This window comes from Streptomyces sp. NPDC087787, assembly GCF_044743035.1.
Classification (GTDB): domain Bacteria; phylum Actinomycetota; class Actinomycetes; order Streptomycetales; family Streptomycetaceae; genus Streptomyces.
The window spans coordinates 162907-180548 of the sequence record NZ_JBIUVQ010000012.1; the positions used below are offsets into that span (position 1 = coordinate 162907).

Below are 17642 nucleotides of genomic sequence, written 5' to 3' on the forward strand. Positions count from 1 at the left end.
CGTGCCGGCATGGGGGCCGGAGACTTCCCCCACGCCGAAGGGCCCCGGCCCGCGCCCCGGAGGCGGCCGTCGGCGGGGGCTCGGAGGCGGCCGTCGGTGTGGGGGCTCGGCGGAGCCCGCCCGCCGCGTTGTCAGTGGTGCCCCGCACAATGGTTCTCGCATCACGAACCATGACGGACATGACGACATGACGAGAGGGCGGCGTGACCCATGAGCGTGTGGGACGACCTCGTCGGGCAGGAGCGCGTCAGTGAACAGCTGAGCGCCGCTGCCCGGGACGCCGACGCCCTGGTCACCGCGGCCACCACGGGCGCGCCGCCGCCGGAGGCGTCGAAGATGACGCACGCGTGGCTGTTCACGGGACCACCCGGCGCGGGGACCACGCAGACGGCACGGGCCTTCGCCGCCGCCCTCCAGTGCGTGAGCCCCGACCGCGCCGTCGGCGGAGTCCCGGGCTGCGGCTTCTGCGACGGCTGCCACACGGCGCTGATCGGCACCCACGCCGACGTCAACACGGTCGCCGCCGTGGGCACGCAGATCCTTGCCGACGACATGCGGGACACCGTGCGCAAGTCGTTCACCGCCCCGGCGACCGGCCGCTGGCAGGTGATCCTCGTCGAGGACGCCGAGCGGCTGAACGAGAAGTCCGCCAACGCCGTGCTGAAGGCCGTGGAGGAGCCCGCCCCGCGCACCGTCTGGCTGCTGTGCGCCCCCTCGGTCGAGGACGTCCTGCCCACGATCCGCTCCCGCTGCCGGCACGTGAACCTGCGCACACCGTCGGTGGACGCCGTAGCCGACATGCTCGTACGCCGGGAGGGCGTCGAACCCGCCGTCGCGGCCTCCGCGGCCCGCGCCACCCAGGGCCACATCGAGCGGGCCCGCCGCCTGGCCACCGACCCCGCCGCACGCGAACGCCGGGCCACCGTCCTGAAGCTCCCCCTGCGCGTGGACGAGATAGGCGGCTGCCTGAGGGCCGCCCAGGAACTCGTCGACGCGGCGGCCGACGACGCCAAGGCGCTCGCGGAGGAGATGGACGCCAAGGAGGCCGAGGAGCTGAGGGCGGCGCTCGGCGCGGCCCAGGGCGGCCGGCTGCCCCGCGGCACGGCAGGCGTGATGAAGGACCTGGAGGACAAGCAGAAGCGCCGACGCACCCGCACCCAGCGTGACAGCCTCGACCTCGCCCTGACCGACCTCACCGGCCTCTACCGCGACGTCCTGGCCCTCCAGCTCGGCTCCCGCGTCGCCATCGCCAACGCGGACGTCGAGGACACCCTGGAGCGCCTCGCCCGCGGCGGCTCGCCCGAGTCCACGCTGCGCCGCATAGAGGCGATCGCGGCCTGCCGCGACGCCCTCGACCGCAACGTGTCCCCGCTGCTGGCGGTGGAGGCCATGACGATGGCCCTGAGAGCGGGCTGACGAGGCCGGGCACCGAGACATCGGCGTCACTCGTACGAGCCACGCTCCGCACGTAACGCACTCAACCAGTCGCGGAGAGTTACGCTCGCTGGATGCACATCAGGCGCGCCCTCCGTCCGAACAGCAGCAGAGGCCCTCGGCCCCGAACCTCCCTCCGCGCGGTACGCGCGGGCGGCACCCTCCTGGCGGCCGCCGCCCTGCTGGTCTCGGCCTGCACCCCAGGCACCACGCAGCACCGGGCCGAACCCGCGGCGGTCGCGGCGCTGGCCGCGCTGCCGCGGGCCACGCCGCCCGCCCTGTCGCCGTACTACGGACAGAAGCCGGCCTGGCGCGGCTGCGGGGTGGCCGGCTTCGAGTGCGCCACGGTCAAGGCGCCGCTCGACTACGACCGGCCCGACGCCGGTGACGTCCGGCTGGCCGTGGCCCGCAAGAAGGCGTCCGGCCCGGGCGGGCGGCTCGGTTCGCTCCTGTTGAACCCGGGCGGGCCGGGCGGCTCGGCCATCGCCTATCTCCAGCACTACGCCGGTGCCGGCTATCCGGAGGAGGTCCGCGCCCGCTACGACCTGGTCGCGATGGATCCGCGCGGGGTCTCCCGCAGCGACTCCGTGCAGTGCCTCGACGACCGGGACATGGACACGTACACGCAGACCGACTTCACGCCCGACGACCGCAAGGAGACCGACGCGCTCGTCGCCGCGTACCGCAAGTTCGCGGAGGGCTGCGGCGCGCACGCCGCCCGGCTGCTGCGGCACGTCTCCACCGTGGAGGCGGCACGCGACATGGACATCCTGCGCGCGGTGCTGGGCGACGGAAAGCTGAACTACGTCGGTGCCTCGTACGGGACGTTCCTCGGGGCGACGTACGCCGGCCTGTTCCCGCAACGCGTCGGCCGCCTGGTCCTGGACGGGGCCATGGACCCCTCGCTGTCGGCACGCCGGATGAACATGGACCAGGCGGCGGGCTTCGACGGGGCCTTCCAGTCGTTCGCGAAGGACTGCGTACGGCAGAGCGACTGCCCGCTCGGCGGCCCCGGCGCGACGCCGGAGCAGGTCGGCGACCAGCTCGCCGCCTTCTTCCGCAGACTCGACGCCCACCCGATCACCGCCGGTGACGCCGGCGGCCGCAGCCTCGGCGAATCCCTCGGCACCATCGGGGTGATCGCGGCGATGTACGACCAGGCGGCCTGGCCGCAACTGCGCGCGGCGCTGACGTCGGCGATGAAGCGGAACGACGGCGCCGCGCTGCTGGCCCTCGCCGACAGCTACTACGAGCGCGACTCCGGCGGCCACTACACCAACCTGATGTACGCCAACGCCGCCGTGAACTGCCTGGACCTGCCGGCCCCCTTCACGGACCCCGAGCAGGTGGAGGGAGCCCTCGCCGCCTTCGAGAAGGCCTCCCCGGTCTTCGGCCGCGGCCTCGCCTGGAACACGCTGAACTGCGCGTACTGGCCGGTGAAGCCCACGGGCCAGTCCCATCGCATCGAGGCCAGGGGCGCCGCCCCCATCGTGGTGGTCGGCACCACCCGCGACCCGGCGACCCCCTACCGCTGGGCCCAGGCCCTGTCCCGCCAGCTCGCCTCGGGCCGCCTGCTGACCCTCGACGGCGACGGCCACACCGCCTACCGCCGCGGCAGCGGCTGCATCGACTCCGCGATCAACACCTATCTCCTCCAGGGAACACCTCCGGCGAACGGCAAGCGCTGCTCGTAACCACCGCCCCGCCCCCCGGCGCCCCGGCCCCAGGGGCACCGGGGGCGTGTGCGAAGCACCCCCGGAAACTGTGTAGACTTACCGACGTTGCCGATCGCACCATGGTGCCGACCGCACGCCGCTTTAGCTCAGATGGCCAGAGCAACGCACTCGTAATGCGTAGGTCTCGGGTTCGAATCCCGAAAGCGGCTCCATCCGAAGCCCAGCTCAGACAGCGTCTGAGCTGGGCTTTCTCCATCAGCGGAGACGACGGCGCCGCCGGGCGCGGGCGGCACGACTGTCGCCGGTCTCAGTTCTGGTCTCAGTCGGCGGTTCCGGACGGGGCGAAGGCGTTGCAGGGAGACCTCCAACAGGTCTGTTGCGGCTGGGTTGGACAAGGGTGGCTCCGGATTTTGGCGAGAACGGGGGCCACCCTTGGCGTAGCTTGATGCGCGGTTCGTCAGGGACGAGGGTGGGGGCGGCATGGGGCGGATATTGCTGGGAAACGCGGTGGTGGCCTTCATCGCGGCTGCAGTGGGCGCGCTGGTGATCGAGCTGTGGGACCACTGGACGTTCTGGGACGCTGCGAGGGCTGGCGTATGGACGTTCGTCGGCCTCACCATGGTCGGGACGGCCCGCGAGTGGCAGCGTTCCCGGCGATCCAGGCGGTAGGAGAGACCACGGCCGCGTGGTGAGCGCGTGCGCCTCTGTCCGTCGACGGTTGGCGGGTCCACCAGCGTTGCCACGTTCTCGCCGATGATCCGCGCCTCGGGTGCAGAAGGGGTCGGTCTTGAAAGCCGTCGTGGCGCAAGCCACCGGAGCGGTGCAGTGTGGAAGGCGTGGGCTCCAGGCAGGGACATGTGGGTCGCGAGCAGCCGTGGCAGCCGAGCCACCTGCTGCTGCTGATCCCTGTCGTGCTCGTCGTTGTGATCACCGCCGCGGACATCGCGACCGGGCCAGACATCGTTCTCGGTCCCCTGCTGGTGGTCGCGCCTACGCTCACCGCGTGGTTCGCGGGCCCCTGGACGACGGCCGGTATCGGGGTCCTGGCCATGGCGGGCGAGGCGGCCAACGGCTGGTTCGCCGGAAGGGTGGCTTCGCGGAATGTGATGGTGGAGGTGATCGCTATTGCGGTGATCACCTCGTTGATCGTGGTCCTGTGTGCGGTTCGCGACCGGCACGCACGCCAGATGGCCCGGGTCCGGTCGATCGCCGAGGCCGCCCAGCAGGTGGTGATGTGGCCGTTGCCGAGGCGGCTGGGCCCGCTGCGGCTCGCCTGTGTCTATCTGGCTGCCGAGGAGGAGGCCGCTGTCGGCGGCGACCTGTATGCCGCCGTCCGCACCGGCAGCGCGGCCCGCGTGATGATTGGCGACGTGCGGGGCAAGGGCCTTCCCGCCCTGGGCGAGGCCGCCCTCCTGCTCGGCGCCTTCCGCGAGGCCGCTCACCAGCAGGCCTCCCTGCCCGATCTGGCCACTTCCCTGGAACGGAGCATGATCCGCTACCTCGCCGACTTCGAACCGGAGGGCGAGGCGGGAGAACGTTTCGTGACCGCTCTTCTGGTCGAGATCGCCGACGCCGAGCCCCTGGTCCGCATGACCAGTTGCGGTCACCCGGCACCCCTGTTGCTCGGCCCGGACAACACCGTCCACGTGCCCCGCCTCCACCCCGCGCCCCCACTCGGCGTCGGCGTCACGGATCCCGGCAACCACGTCGTCGATGTCCTGCCCTTCGCCCCCGGGGACACGCTGGTCCTGTACACCGACGGTGTCATCGAAGCCCGTGACCACAACGGCGTCTTCTACCCGTTCGCGGAACGTGCAGCCCAGTGGACCAACCACCCTCCAGAGGCACTGCTCCACCGCATCGAACGCGACCTGCTCGCCCACACCGACGGACGCTTCGGCGACGACGTCGCCCTCCTCGCCATCCGCCGGGCCCTCATCCCCCATGACGAAGCGGGAGAAGGCGAAGACCGACAGCGGTACGAGCGGAATGCCGAGCCCTCCCCACAGGGCACTGGCGCGCTACGGGCGCCGCGGTCTCAGTTCCGGTCTCAGTCATGGACCGGCCGGGGACAGTGCGCGTCGGCGGACCCGGTCCGGTTCGCCGCCGCGGGCGGCAGGCGTACTTTTGAAATCAGGCAAGGGTGACTCCCTGATTGGAACGTCCGGGCGACATCCCCGGGCGGCCCAGGGGTTCAGGACCAAGGCCTGGACCGCCGGATCCAAGCGGGGTGCGTACTCACACGGCAGGCGCGGAGGGGTCATGGCCGAGCTCGGTAAGGCGGGCGATCCGCCGAACCCTGCCGCGGTGCTGCACGAGCCCGCACGGCTGGCCGCGGTGGATGCCGTCCGCGCGGTCGACGCACTGACCGCGGACACCTTCACCCGGTCCGTGGACCTGGCCGTCCGGCTGCTGGACACCCGTATGGCCCTGATCAGCCTGGCCGGGGCGGACCAGCAGTACATCCGGGGCGACAACGGCAGGGCCGTACCGTGGCACGGGGAGCAGGAACGGGTCGACTGGGGTTTCTGCTCCGAGGTGGTGGTCTCGGGCCGGCCGCTGGCCATCGACGACATCCGCTGCGACTCCGTACACCGGGCCGACCGCGCGGTCGCCGCCACCGGCATGCGCGCCTACCTGGGTGTGCCGCTGCTCCTCGAGGAACTGCCGATCGGCGTGCTGTACGTGATCGACACCAGGCCTCGGCTGTGGGACCCGGACCAGCAGCACGCCCTCGAGCAACTGGGCGTATCGGTGATGAGCGAGATCCGGTTGCGGCTGGACGCGGCCGAGCACAGCCGGCTCTACGCGCGGGCCGCGGCCGCCGCCGTGCTCGAGCACAGACGATCACAGCAGTTGCAGGACCTGGCCCGGGCCAGTCTGCGGATCAACGCCGCGCCCTCACTGGACTACGCCCTGCAGACGGTCACCGAGGAGGCCAGGGCGCTGGTGGGCACGCACCAGTCGGTCACCAGCATGACCACGAACCTCCGCTGGACCCAGGCGATCAACGCGGTCTCCCTGTCGGACAAGTACGGCGAGTACCGCTTCTTCGACGCGCCCCCGGCCGGAGAGGGGATCTACGTCCTGGTGTGCAAGGACAACCGGCCGATGCGGATGACCCAGGACGAGCTGGAGGCGCATCCCGCCTGGCGGGGCTTCGGCTCCTACGCCCCGGTCCATCCGCCGATGCGCGGCTGGCTGGCCGTCCCGCTGATCGCCACCGACGGCCGCAACCTCGGGCTGATCCAGCTCTCGGACAAGACGGACGGCGGCGAATTCACGGCCGACGACGAGGCGGTCCTCGTCCAGCTCGCCCAGCTGGCCTCGGCGAGCATAGAGAAGGCCGCGGCGCTGGAGAACCAGTACGAGATCGCGCGCACCCTCCAGAGCAGTCTGCTGCCGCAGCAGCTGCCCGAGCACTCGGCGGTGTCGGCCGCCTCCCGCTATCTGCCCGCCGCGGCCCGCGCCGGGGTGGGCGGGGACTGGTTCGACGTGATCGGGCTCTCCGGTGCCCGGGTCGCGCTGGTGGTCGGGGACGTGGTCGGACACGGCATCCACGCCGCCGCGGCCATGGGCAGGCTGCGTACGGCCGTGCGCACCCTCGCCGATGTCGATCCCACCCCCGAGGAACTGCTCACCCGGCTGGACGACCTGGTGAGCCGGCAGTCCGCGGAATCCGGCGCCGACGACGGTGCCGACCCGGCACGCGGCGGCGCCGCCGACGTCGGGACCACCTGCCTGTACGCGGTGTACGACCCGGTGACCGGGCGCTGCGCGCTGGCCCGTGCCGGCCATCCGGCGCCGATCGTCGTGGCCCCGGACGGCAGCGCCGACTTCCTCGACCTGCCCTCCGGGCCGCCGCTCGGTGTCGGCGGTGTGCCGTTCGAGACGGCGGAGATCGAGGTGCCGGAGGGCAGCCTGCTCGCCTTCTACACCGACGGCCTGGTCGAATCCCGGCAGCGCGACCTGGAGGCGGGGCTGGAGGAGCTGCGCCAGGTACTGACCGAGCCGTGCGACTCGCTGGAAGCCCTGTGCGACCACGTGGTCAAGACGCTGCTGCCCGAGCCCCCGGCCGACGACGCCGCACTGCTGCTGGCCCGGCCGCACAGCCTGGACGAGACGCACGTCGCCACCTGGGACATCGCCGCGGAACCGGCGGAAGTGGCCCGGATCCGGGCTCGCACCGCCCGCCTGCTGGCCTCCTGGGGCCTGGAGGAGATCGGCTTCGTGACCGAACTGGTGGTGAGCGAGCTGGTCACCAACGCCATCCGCTACGGCCAGCCGCCCATACAGATGCGGCTCATCCACGACCGGACGATCATCTGCGAGGTCTCCGACGCCAGCAGTACCGCCCCGCATCTGCACCAGGCCCGCATCTTCGACGAGGGCGGACGCGGCCTGATGCTGGTCGCCCAGCTCACCCAGCGCTGGGGTACCCGCCATGCCCGCGACGGCAAGACCATCTGGTGCGAGCTGGCCCTGCCGGTTGAGGGCGCGCCGGTGCAGGGTCTGTCCGTGGCGGGACTGGCGGGGCTGGAAGGGCTGGATGGTCTGGAAGGGCTGTCCGTCGACGGGCTGCTGCCGCCCGACTCGGAGCAGTAGCGCGGCGAGCGGTGGTGCGCGCCGTGATCCGTGCATGATCGGCAGGCCGTAGTCCCACCGTCCGGCCGCGGCATGCGCGCCACGCGCGGACAACGGGTGGCGGCCTCCCGGAATCTGTTCCTCCGCGCACCCGGGGGAGGGCGCGCGGAGGGTGGGGTTCAGCGGGTCGTGCGGGCGTGTGTGCGTTCGAAGGTGGCGAAGGCCGCCTCCTGGCGCCATTCGAGTTCCGCCCTGGGGCTGCCGTACAGCAGACGCTGACACGCCGCGGACTGTACGGACAGGCCGGGGCGTTCACCGCGGCAGGCGGGCACGACCCGGTAGCCCCCGGTGGTGGGATTGCCCTGCCACAGGCTCGCCCCGGGCAGGAAGGCGTACTGGAGCGAGGCGCGCGCGAGGTCCTTCAGCTCGGGGTAGGACAGGCCGTAGGTCGCGGCGGCGTACTGGTACTCGTGGCTGATGTCGATCCGGGACACGCCGGGGTCGTCGGTGGCCAGCACGATGGGGACGCCGAAGCGGCGGTACGTGGTGAAGGGGTGTTCGGCGCCCTTCACGCCGAGGATCTGGGCGTTGCTGGAGAAGGGCACTTCGACGGCGACCTGGCGGGCGGCCATGGTGCGGGCCGTGCGCTGCCAGCCGTCCTCGTGGACGAGGTCGACGCCGTGCCCGACGCGCTGGGTGCGGGCGACGTCGACGGCCTCCTCGATGTGGAACTCCAGGTCCTGCGGCTTGACCAGTCCGGTCCACAACTCGCCTGCGTGCAGCGTGACATGAGCCCTCGGATACGCGCCGCGCAGATAGTGGACCATGCGCATCTGAAGGCTGTAGTCGCGCAGCGCGACGTTCCCGTCCTCCGGCTGGACGAGGTTGACCGCGACGAAGCGCGGGTCGCGCTCGGCCAGCCGCATGCCCAGGGCGAGCTGGGTGAAGACCCGCTCCGGGGCGCTGCCCCGGGAGGCCTGGGAGATCCAGCGGACGGTGAGCCGGCAGCCGGGCCGGGCCCGGCGGGTGCCGCAATGCCCGGTCGCGCGGAACTCGGCGTCGCCGTCGTCGGCCTCCTTGCGGGCCGCGGCGACCAGCCTGTCGAGCTTGCCGCCTGCCACCAGCTTGCGGTGCAGGGCGGCGAGATCGGCGTCCCAGCCGACCTCGGCGGCCAGTTGCTTCGCGCCGTCGGAGGCCGGGCTGACCATGGTCTCCAGATAGAACTGGTTCTGGCCCGCGACGTGGTCGGCGACCTGGGCGAGCAGCTTGCCCCGGTGCCGCCAGGTCACCTCGCCGAACTTCCCGAAGGTGTCGAAGAAGTGGTCGTGGCCGTTACCGCCGGGCGGGAAGTCCTGCATGGACCAGGCGCGGACCAGCGCGTCGTGGAAGGCGTGGTCCCTCCGGGCGTCCGCCGCGGGGCGGGTGCCGGGCCCGCACGGCGGCGCGACGGCGGTCAGCGTCGCTGTCTCGACGCACAGCCCGTCCTCGGCGGCCAGCTCGATCAGATACTCCGTGGACACCGCGCCGGACAGGTGGTTGTGCAGGTCCCCGCCCTTGGGCAGGCTCACGAAGAAGCCGCGCAGTGACGCGGGCCGGGAGCGCAGCGATCTCAGGTAGGCGTCCGTACGGGCCTCCGCGGCCGTCACCGGCCGGGACTGCGGCACGGCACGCGACGGGAGCCCGCCGCCGGGTTGTGTCTCAGCGGCCTGTTGCGCTCCGGCGGCGGGCTGGGCGCCGGCGGGCACGGCGGACAGGAGGGACAGGGCGAGGAGGGAGCCCACGGCGGCCGGAACGACCCGGCGGCGTGCGGAACTTCGGCGTTGCATGCTCACTCGGGCATGATCGGGGAACAAACACGGCTGAAGCGGCTCTCCCGGACATCTTTCACCGGACAGTACCCGACCGGGTGACGGCGCGGATTTCGGCGGACATCACCCGGGTGGCTGACGAACTCACGTCCAGGCGTGCGGTTTTCATGACGGTTTCGGGTGGGTTGAGGTGAGGCGCGGGTAAGAGCAACCAAAGTGAGGTGGCGTCAGGGCAACCGGCGCCGCCGGGGCGACATCCTGGTGAACGAGGGGCGCCGCGCGGGCGCCGTCGTCGGATGGGATGAGGGCCGTGGTGGAGCCGAGGATCGCTGTCGCGGTGGTGACCATGGGCAACCGGCCTGCCGGGGTCGACGCCCTGCTGGAGTCAGTGGCCAAGCAGGATCTCGCACCCGCCCGCATCGTGATCGTCGGCAACGGCTGCCGGCTGCCCGAGTTCGCCCGTCGGCTGTCCCTGCCCGGTGAGGTCACGGCGGTCGACCTCGACGAGAACCTCGGCTGCCCCGGCGGGCGCAACGCCGCCCTGACCCGGCTGCGGGAGTTCGGGGACGTCGACGTGGTCGTGGAACTGGACGACGACGGGCTCCTGGTCGACGCCGACGTACTGCGCCGGGTACGGGACCTGTACGCCGCCGACCCGCGCCTCGGCATCGTCGGCTTCCGCATCGCCGACGAGAACGGCGAGACCCAGCAGCGGCACGTGCCGCGGATCGGCGGGTCGGACCCGATGCGGGGCGGGTACGTCACCGGGTTCCTCGGCGGCGGGCACGCCCTGCGGATGGCGATGCTGGAGCAGACCGGGGACTGGCCCGCGGAGTTCTTCTTCGCGCACGAGGAGACCGACCTGGCCTGGCGCGCCGCCGACGCCGGCTGGAAGATCCTCTACGCGCCCGAGCTGCTCCTGCGGCATCCGAAGACCTCGCCCGCGCGGCACGCCGTCTACTACCGGGTCACCGCCCGCAACCGGGTCTGGCTGGTCAGGCGTCGGCTGCCGCTGCCGCTGATCCCGGTCCACCTCGGTGTGTGGACGCTCCTGACCCTGGCGCGGACCCGGTCGCTCGCCGGACTGCGGGCCTGGTGCGGCGGGTTCGTGGAGGGGGTGCGCGAGCCGGCGGGGGAGCGGCGGCCCATGCGCTGGCGGACCGTGTGGCGGCTGACCCGGCTCGGCCGGCCGCCGGTCGTCTGACCCCGTCCGGCCATGTCCGGCCGCTGCCCGGCCCGTTCGACCCACGAGAACGCAACCGCCGGGGCCGGGACCGTTCACTTCGCGTCGGCGTAGCACTCCACCACCGCCGTGGTGAACGGGAACCGCACCGGGGTCTCGCCGAACGTCAGCCGCCCCGCCAGTTCCGCGGCCTGCCGGATCGCCTCGACGACCGCGTCCGTCTCCTCCTGCGGGCAGTGCACGATCACCTCGTCGTGCTGGAAGAAGACCAGCTCGGCCGCCAGGTCACGGCAGGTGCGGCGCAGTGCGGCGAGCAGCAGCAGGGCCCAGTCGGCGGCGCTGCCCTGCACGACGAAGTTGCGGGCGAAGCGGCCGCGGGCACGCGAGTTGGTGGACGCGTACCCCGGCATCCAGCCCTGGTCGGCGGGTGGCGCGGCGGCCGGGTCGTCCTGCGGGAGGCCCGCCTCCCCGTCGGCGTCCTCGCCCGTCCCGGCGGCCGGGGGACAGGTGCGGCCCAGCCAGGTCCGTACGAGCCGGCCCTCCTCGCCGGCCCGCGCGGCCTCGTCGACGTACGCCACCGCCTTCGGGAAGCGGCGTCTGAGGGCGGCGAGGTTCTTCAGCCCGTCGCCGGAGGTCTGCCCGTAGACCGCGCCGAGCACGGCGAGTTTCGCCTGGGCGCGGTCGCCGGAGAAGGCCCGGTCGGACACCGACTGGTAGAGGTCGGCGTCCCGGCCCGCCACCTCCATCAGCCCCGGGTCGCGGGAGATGGCCGCCAGCACCCGCGGCTCCATCTGGGCGGCGTCGGCCACGACCAGCCGCCAGCCGGGGTCGGCCACCACGGCCCGGCGGATGACCTTCGGGATCTGGAGCGCGCCTCCGCCGTTGGTCACCCAGCGGCCGGTGACCGTGCCGCCGGCGAGGAACTCCGGTCTGAACCGGCCCTCGCGCACCCAGTCCTGCAGCCAGGACCAGCCGTGGGCGACCCAGATCCGGTACAGCCTCTTGTACTCCAGCAGAGGTTCGACGGCCGGGTGGTCGACGGACCGGAGCTCCCAGCGGCGGGTGGACTTCACCCTGATCCCGGCCCGGGCGAAGGCCTTGACCACGTCGGCGGGCAGATCCGGCCGCACCCGGTGGCCGAAGGCCGCGGACACCTCGTCCGCGAGTTCGGCCAGGCGGCGGGGCTCGCCGCCGCCCGCGTACCGCTCGCCGAGCAGTTCGTGCAGCACCTCGCGGTGCACGTCCGCGCGCCAGGGCAGGCCCGCGCGGTTCATCTCGGCCGCCACCAGCGTGCCCGCCGACTCGGCGGCGGTCAGCAGGCGCATGCGGTCGGGGTGCTCGGCTCGTTCGTGCCGCCGCTGCTGCTCGGCGTAGACCGTGATCAGGTCCGTCAGCGGCAGGCGCACCCCCTGCGGCTCGAAGAGCGAGGACTGCGCGCCCGGTTCGGCGGACCGGTGCGGCGGGTCCGCCGGTACGGGGCCGCCGCGCAGCCGGGCCAGCGCGGCGGCGGCCGAGCGGGGCTCGCCGTGGCGCCCCTCGTGGCCGAGGAGGAGCGTCTCGGCGTCCTCGATGTCGTAGCACCGCTCCACCCGCACGCCCGCGGCGAGCAGGCGGGGATAGACGTCGGCGGTGGCCCGCCACACCCATCGTGCGACGTCCGGCCTGCCGCGGACCGCCTCCGCGAGGTCCGCGGCACGGTGCACCGGGCCGGCGGGCAGGCCGTCCCGGCCGAGGGGGGCGACCTCGGCGCCGCCGTCCTCGGCCGGTGCCAGAGCCCACCGGTCGGTCATGTCGGCGAGTGTCGCAGGCAGGTCTGACAACGGGCTCCGGCCTGCCGCTCAGGAGGGCGGTCGGCAGCCTTGTCCGGGCAGGTCGGCAGCCCCTGTCCGGGCGGGTCAGCCGTCCAGTCCAGGTAGGTCAGCCGTCCAGTCCGGGCGGGTCAGCCGTCCGGTCCGGGCAGGTCCGGGGAGGCCAGTCGCCCTGTCCGGGCAGGTCAGCCCTCCTGTCCGCCGTCCGTCCGCGGCTCCTGGTCCTCGTCCTGCCGGGACCGGTCCTCCACCAGCTCCGCCAGGGCCGCCGCCACGTACTCCTCGGTGCGCGCCTTGTCCAGGCCGAGGCCGCTGAGGACGCCCTCGCCGTTCTCCAGCTCCAGCAGGGCCAGCAGGATGTGCTCGGTGCCGATGTAGTTGTGCCCGAGGCGCAGGGCCTCGCGGAAGGTGAGTTCCAGGGCCTTCTTGGCGGCCGAGCCGTAGGGGACCAGCTCGGGGGCGTCGTCGGACGCCGGCGGCAGGGCGGCGGTCGCGGCCTCGCGGACGGCGTCCAGGGTGACGCCCTGGGCCTCTACGGCCTGCGCGGCCATGGCCTCCGGTTCGATGAGCAGCCCGAGGACCAGGTGCGCGGGCGTTCCCTCGGCGCTCCTGGCGGCCTTGGCCTCCTCGTGGGCGGCCATGACCACCTTGCGGGCGCGGGGCGTGTAGCGGCTGAAGCCCTGACTGGGATCGAGGTCGGCCGACTCCTTGGGCACGAACCGCTTCTGCGCGGCCTGCCGGGTGACGCCCATGTTCCTGCCGATGTCGGTCCAGGAGGCGCCGGAGCGCCGGGCCTGGTCGACGAAGTGCCCGATGAGGTGGTCCGCCACCTCGCCCAGGTGCTCGGCGGCGAGCACGGCGTCCTGGAGCTGTTCGAGGGGTTCCTGGTGGACGGTCTTGATGGCCGAGATGAGGTCGTCCAGACGGACGCTCGACCTGATGGTGGGGTTCGTCATGTGTCAACCGTAGGTTGCGCACCCTCCGAGTGTCAACCTTGGGTTGACACCCCTGCCGCTTTCGGGGGCGGATGGTTGTCCACAGGGTGTGGACAGAGTTTCGGGCGGCTCATGGCACGATCGAGCGGTGAGTACGTCCAACACCGTCGACCGGGCCTTCCGGGCCGCCCTGTACGCACCCACCGACGACGCCCTCGACACCGGTGCCTCCCTGCTGGCGGCCGATCCCGCGGTGGACGCCGAACTCCTGAGGCGTGGACGGGAGTTCGTGGCGACGGCGTGGCGGCGCGGTTGGCAGCCCGCCGATGTCGCGCGGCTCGTCCGGCGGGAACTCGACGAGGCCCACGCACAGTTGCTCGCGGCGCTCGTCCGCGCGCAGGCGGCCGACGACCGGCCGCGCGGCCCGCGCTGGAGCGCCCAGCTCGACGCACTGCCCAGCGGGGAACCGCCCCGCGCCGACCGCTTCTCGCACGCCACCACCGTCCTGGAGCTCTACCGCCTGCTGCTGCGGCTCCCCGTGCTCGAACCGCTGGACGAGACCGCGCCCGCGCCCCGGGCCGAGTCCCGCATGCTCACCCGGATCCGGGCGCTGCTCGCCAAGGCGGAGGCGACCGGGTACCCGGAGGAGGCGGAGGCGCTCACCGCGAAGGCGCAGGAGCTGATGGCGCGGCACAGCGTGGACGAGGCGCTGCTCGCGGCCCGCGCCCAGGCGCCCGACGCCCCCGGCGCCTGCCGGATCGGTGTCGAGCCGCCGTACGAACAGGCCAAGGCCGTGCTGCTGGACGCCGTCGCCACCGCCAACCACTGCCGCGCCGTGTGGAACGAGGCCCTCGGTTTCTCCACCGTCGTCGGCTTCGAAGCCGACCTGGAGGTCGTCGAACTGCTGCACGCCTCGCTGCTGGTCCAGGCCACCACCGCGATGACCAGGGCGGAGGCCGCCCAGCGGGCGGGCGGGCGAAAGCGGACGAAGACCTTCCGGCAGTCCTTCCTCGCCGCCTACGCCCACCGGGTCGGCGCCCGCCTCGCGGCCGCCGCCGAGGCCCAGGTCACCGCGGACCTGCTGCCCGTGCTGGCGACCCGGGACGTCGCGGTCACCGACCGCGTGGACCGCCTGTTCCCGGAGACGACCACCACCCGGCTGCGCGGGGTGAGCGACACGGAGGGCTGGGAGGAGGGGGCCCGGGCGGCGGACCGGGCCCAGGTGAAGTCCCGCCCGCCACTCGGCCGACGGGCCGCACCACCCGCGTGACGGCGCCGCGGCCGGTCGCCACCCGCGTGAACCATCCGCGCGACCGGCGTCGTGGTCCGCCGCCACCCGCGTGAGGGACGTCGCGGTCAGTCGCCGGCCGGCTGGAAGGCCGTCACCGAGGCGTCCGGGTCGCCCGCGTCCTTCTTGCCCTGGACCGGGCCGTAGGACCACGGGAAGTCCTGGCTGTCGGACGCTCCGGGCAGGCGGAGCTTCAGCGACGTCACCGCGAGGCTCTTGGCGCCGCCCTCCTTGGCCCGCACGTAGGTGAGGGTGAAGGACGCCGTGTCGCCCTTGGCCAGGTTGAGCCTCTGCGGCTTGCCGGACGTGTCCTGCGGGACGGTCGCCGTGGCCTTGCCGGCGGACAGGGTGACGCCCGGGAAGCCCTCCAAGGTGCACCGGGCACCCCGGTTGGTGACGGTGACGGGCACATCGCCCGTGTCCCCGGCGGCGGGCGCGGCGTTGGCGGGGCCGACCTGGACCCCGAGCCCGCCGATCCGGCAGGCCGTGCTGCCGGTGTTCTTGTCCCCGGAGCCGGTGTCGTCACCGCCGCTGCCGCAGGCGGTGAGCAGGAGGGCCGCGGTGAGAGCGGTGACGGTGAGCGGAATGGCGCGCATGAACTGGTCCCTTGGGTCGTGACGATGCCCGGGGATCATCACGCATGAGCGCGCCGCGCGGTTGCCCGCCCCGCGATCGGCTTCGCGAACGTCAGGAGCCCAGGCTCGCCGTTGGCAGGCCCGACGGTAGTGCCCCGCCGGTCGACCGCGTGTACGTCTCCGTGCCGAGACCACCCTCCCAGGTAACGCGGAGCGTGGTGCTGTTGACGGAGTCCACCGTGCCGGTCGTACGGGACTTGCACGCGTCGAGACGGATCACGTGCCGCGCGCCCTCCTCGGCCGCCGTTCCGGTGCAGATGGTCCGGCCGGTCGAGAAGAGCGCTGCCTGCTTGCCGTTGACGATCAGAGCCACGGCCCTGCCACCGTTGGTGGTGAGCCAACTGCCGTCCACGCCGTCACCATCGGCGGCCGGATCGCCCGCGCCGTCGTCGCCGCCGGTCGAGGGCGCGGTCGCGCCGGGGGTCGCGGTGGCACCGCCCGTGTCACCGGAGCCGCCGCTGTCGCACCCGGAGAGCGCGAGCGCGCCGAGCAGGACCGCGGCCGCGATCCGCGTCGCCGCGCTCACCCCCGTCGCCCTGTCAGCCGTCGTCGCCTTGGTCGCCGTCGTCATCGGAAAGCCCCCAGCCTCGGCCCGGCCGGCCGTCCGGCGGCCGGTACGACCGCAGCAAGCTACCAAGGCCGGGCCCTGCCAGGAGGCCTTTCGGACCGTTCCTATGGACCGAGCGGGAGTGAGTCCTGGGTCCAGGGCTCGTGCTCAGCCGTGTTCACGCCCCGGGGTGTCCGGTCGGGCCTGGACGGTCCGATGCCCCACCGCCCCACGCGGGTGCGGTGGGGGCGGTGCCGGCCGACGCCGGATCGGGCATCCCAGGGCGCGCCTTCCGATCGGCACGGCGGCAGCATCGTGCCGCGTGGGCGTGCCCTGCTTCTCCCGGAGGGCGGCCTGGCACCCGGGTCACGGCCCAGCGGCAGCGGCTGCCGGCGTGGGCGGACGACAGGTAGGAGATTCCCTACGGTTGACGCGTAGGGAATCTCCTACCTAAAGTCGTCCCCATGAACATCACTCACGCCTCCTTCATCACCCTCCCCGTCGATGACCAGGACCGCGCGCTGCGCTTCTACACGGACGTCCTCGGCTTCGAGACCGTCGCCGACCGCGACATGCCCCAGGGGCGCTGGCTTCAGGTGGCGCCCGCCGGCGCGCAGACGGTCTTCACGCTCTCCGGACCGGGGATGGGGGGTTTCGAGCCCGGATCGGCACGGGGGATCATGTTGGTCACGACCGATGTCGACGCCGACTGCGCGCGGCTCGCGCAGGCGGGCATCCCGGTGCAGGGTCCGGACGACCTGCCCTGGGGCCGCATGGCCTCCTTCGCGGACCCCGACGGCAACGGCCTGATGCTGCTGACGGAGAAGGAAGGCTTCTGACCGCCGCCATGAACGGGACGAGCACCGCATGAAGGGGACGGACACCGCCGCCGAGGACCGCGTCTTCGCCGCGCTCGCCAACGCCACCCGCCGCGAGGTGCTGCGGCTGCTGCGCGAGGAGGGGCCCCAGCCCGTCCAGGAGCTGGCCGACCGCTTCGCCATGCGCCGCCCCAGCCTCTCGGAACACCTCAAGGTGCTCCGGGAGGCCGGCCTCGTCTCCGAACAGCGCTCCGGACGGCAGCGCATCTACCGTCTGGAGGCGGCCCCGCTGGCGGAGGTGCAGGACTGGCTCCACCCGTACGAGCGGTTCTGGCGCGGCCGGATGAAGGAACTCGGCGCGCTGCTGGACCGTATGCCGGACGACAGCCCCACCTGAGCGCCGAGCCTTGCGGTGACCGCGCCCGAGCCCCCCACACCCCACGGCGATCGCACATGAGCACCGACCCCCACGACGACCTCACCACGATCCGCGTCGACCAGTTCTACCCGCACCGGCCGGCCAAGGTCTGGCGGGCCCTCACCGAGCCCTCGCTTCTCGCGCAGTGGCAGATGCCGGGTGCCGCGGACTTCCGCCTGGAGGTCGGCCACCGCTACCGGATGACCTCCGTCCCGCGTCCCAGTTCCCGCTTCTCCGGCGTCGTCGACGTGGAGGTCCTCGCCTACGACGTCCAGCGGATGCTGTCCGTCCGCTGGAGGGACGCCGATCCGGCCAATCCCGCGGACTGGACACTCACCTGGACGTTGGAACAGGAAGGCCGCGGCACGCGTCTCTTCCTGGTGCACGACGGATTCGATCCGGACGACCCGGCACAGATGATGGCGCGAAAGATCATGGACGGGGGGTGGCGCTCGCATGTCCTGCGCGTTCTGGGGCAGACGCTGGAGCGGCTCGGGTGAGGCGGACG

15 protein-coding genes and 1 tRNA gene are annotated in these 17642 nt (G+C 73.0%); 11 read left to right on the top strand and 5 right to left on the bottom strand.

Annotated features, from left to right (window positions below; genetic code table 11):
- The first annotated feature begins 210 nt into the window (after positions 1 to 210).
- The 6 genes from ACIOWN_RS20495 (at position 211) to ACIOWN_RS20520 (ending at position 7715) form a co-directional block, all read left to right on the top strand.
- Positions 211 to 1416, top strand: a complete 1206-nt coding sequence (locus ACIOWN_RS20495) for a DNA polymerase III subunit delta' (RefSeq protein WP_362350137.1) — start codon at positions 211 to 213, stop codon at positions 1414 to 1416.
- Between the two features lie 92 nt (positions 1417 to 1508).
- Positions 1509 to 3128 (top strand): alpha/beta hydrolase, encoded by a 1620-nt coding sequence (locus ACIOWN_RS20500; protein WP_362350140.1) that lies wholly within the window; start codon positions 1509 to 1511, stop codon positions 3126 to 3128.
- Positions 3129 to 3245: 117 nt separating this feature from the next.
- A tRNA-Thr gene (locus ACIOWN_RS20505) sits at positions 3246 to 3322 on the top strand.
- Positions 3323 to 3590: 268 nt separating this feature from the next.
- On the top strand, positions 3591 to 3779 hold the full coding sequence (locus ACIOWN_RS20510; protein WP_362350143.1) for a hypothetical protein: 189 nt from the start codon (positions 3591 to 3593) through the stop codon (positions 3777 to 3779).
- Between the two features lie 167 nt (positions 3780 to 3946).
- A complete protein-coding gene (locus ACIOWN_RS20515) occupies positions 3947 to 5257 on the top strand; it encodes a PP2C family protein-serine/threonine phosphatase (RefSeq protein ID WP_401983040.1) in 1311 nt (436 codons plus the stop codon).
- Positions 5258 to 5372: 115 nt separating this feature from the next.
- The gene (locus ACIOWN_RS20520) at positions 5373 to 7715 is read left to right on the top strand and encodes a SpoIIE family protein phosphatase (protein ID WP_401983042.1); all 2343 of its coding nucleotides are present in this window, start codon (positions 5373 to 5375) and stop codon (positions 7713 to 7715) included.
- A 158-nt stretch (positions 7716 to 7873) separates the two neighbouring features.
- Here ACIOWN_RS20520 and ACIOWN_RS20525 read toward each other — a convergent pair whose 3' ends face one another.
- Positions 7874 to 9520 (bottom strand): adenosine deaminase, encoded by a 1647-nt coding sequence (locus ACIOWN_RS20525; RefSeq protein WP_362350363.1) that lies wholly within the window; start codon positions 9518 to 9520, stop codon positions 7874 to 7876.
- Between the two features lie 292 nt (positions 9521 to 9812).
- Between ACIOWN_RS20525 and ACIOWN_RS20530 the strand changes: the two genes are divergently transcribed.
- Entirely contained in the window at positions 9813 to 10706 is an 894-nt protein-coding gene (locus ACIOWN_RS20530) for a glycosyltransferase family 2 protein (protein ID WP_401983043.1), read from the top strand.
- A 74-nt stretch (positions 10707 to 10780) separates the two neighbouring features.
- Here the strand turns inward: ACIOWN_RS20530 and ACIOWN_RS20535 are convergent, their stop codons facing one another.
- Positions 10781 to 12475: a bifunctional 3'-5' exonuclease/DNA polymerase gene (locus ACIOWN_RS20535; RefSeq protein ID WP_362350154.1), complete on the bottom strand. Its 1695-nt coding sequence runs from the start codon at positions 12473 to 12475 to the stop codon at positions 10781 to 10783.
- Positions 12476 to 12678: 203 nt separating this feature from the next.
- Positions 12679 to 13449 carry a Clp protease N-terminal domain-containing protein gene (locus tag ACIOWN_RS20540; RefSeq protein WP_401983045.1) on the bottom strand — a complete coding sequence of 257 codons (771 nt, stop codon included), beginning with the start codon at positions 13447 to 13449 and terminating at the stop codon, positions 12679 to 12681.
- Between the two features lie 127 nt (positions 13450 to 13576).
- On the opposite strand from ACIOWN_RS20540, the gene ACIOWN_RS20545 reads away from it, so the two are divergent.
- The gene (locus tag ACIOWN_RS20545; protein WP_401983047.1) at positions 13577 to 14698 is read left to right on the top strand and encodes a DUF2786 domain-containing protein; all 1122 of its coding nucleotides are present in this window, start codon (positions 13577 to 13579) and stop codon (positions 14696 to 14698) included.
- An 86-nt stretch (positions 14699 to 14784) separates the two neighbouring features.
- Here ACIOWN_RS20545 and ACIOWN_RS20550 read toward each other — a convergent pair whose 3' ends face one another.
- A complete protein-coding gene (locus ACIOWN_RS20550) occupies positions 14785 to 15312 on the bottom strand; it encodes a DUF4232 domain-containing protein (protein ID WP_362350162.1) in 528 nt (175 codons plus the stop codon).
- A gap of 91 nt (positions 15313 to 15403) precedes the next feature.
- Positions 15404 to 15922 (bottom strand): hypothetical protein, encoded by a 519-nt coding sequence (locus ACIOWN_RS20555; protein ID WP_362350165.1) that lies wholly within the window; start codon positions 15920 to 15922, stop codon positions 15404 to 15406.
- Positions 15923 to 16362: 440 nt separating this feature from the next.
- Between ACIOWN_RS20555 and ACIOWN_RS20560 the strand changes: the two genes are divergently transcribed.
- The 3 genes from ACIOWN_RS20560 to ACIOWN_RS20570 are packed head-to-tail and all read left to right on the top strand — an operon-like array spanning position 16363 to position 17634.
- Positions 16363 to 16737, top strand: coding sequence for a VOC family protein (locus ACIOWN_RS20560; RefSeq protein WP_362350168.1), 375 nt, complete (start codon positions 16363 to 16365; stop codon positions 16735 to 16737).
- A 28-nt stretch (positions 16738 to 16765) separates the two neighbouring features.
- Positions 16766 to 17113, top strand: a complete 348-nt coding sequence (locus ACIOWN_RS20565) for a metalloregulator ArsR/SmtB family transcription factor (RefSeq protein ID WP_362350171.1) — start codon at positions 16766 to 16768, stop codon at positions 17111 to 17113.
- Between the two features lie 56 nt (positions 17114 to 17169).
- Positions 17170 to 17634, top strand: coding sequence for an SRPBCC domain-containing protein (locus ACIOWN_RS20570; RefSeq protein WP_362350174.1), 465 nt, complete (start codon positions 17170 to 17172; stop codon positions 17632 to 17634).
- Positions 17635 to 17642 lie beyond the last annotated feature (8 nt).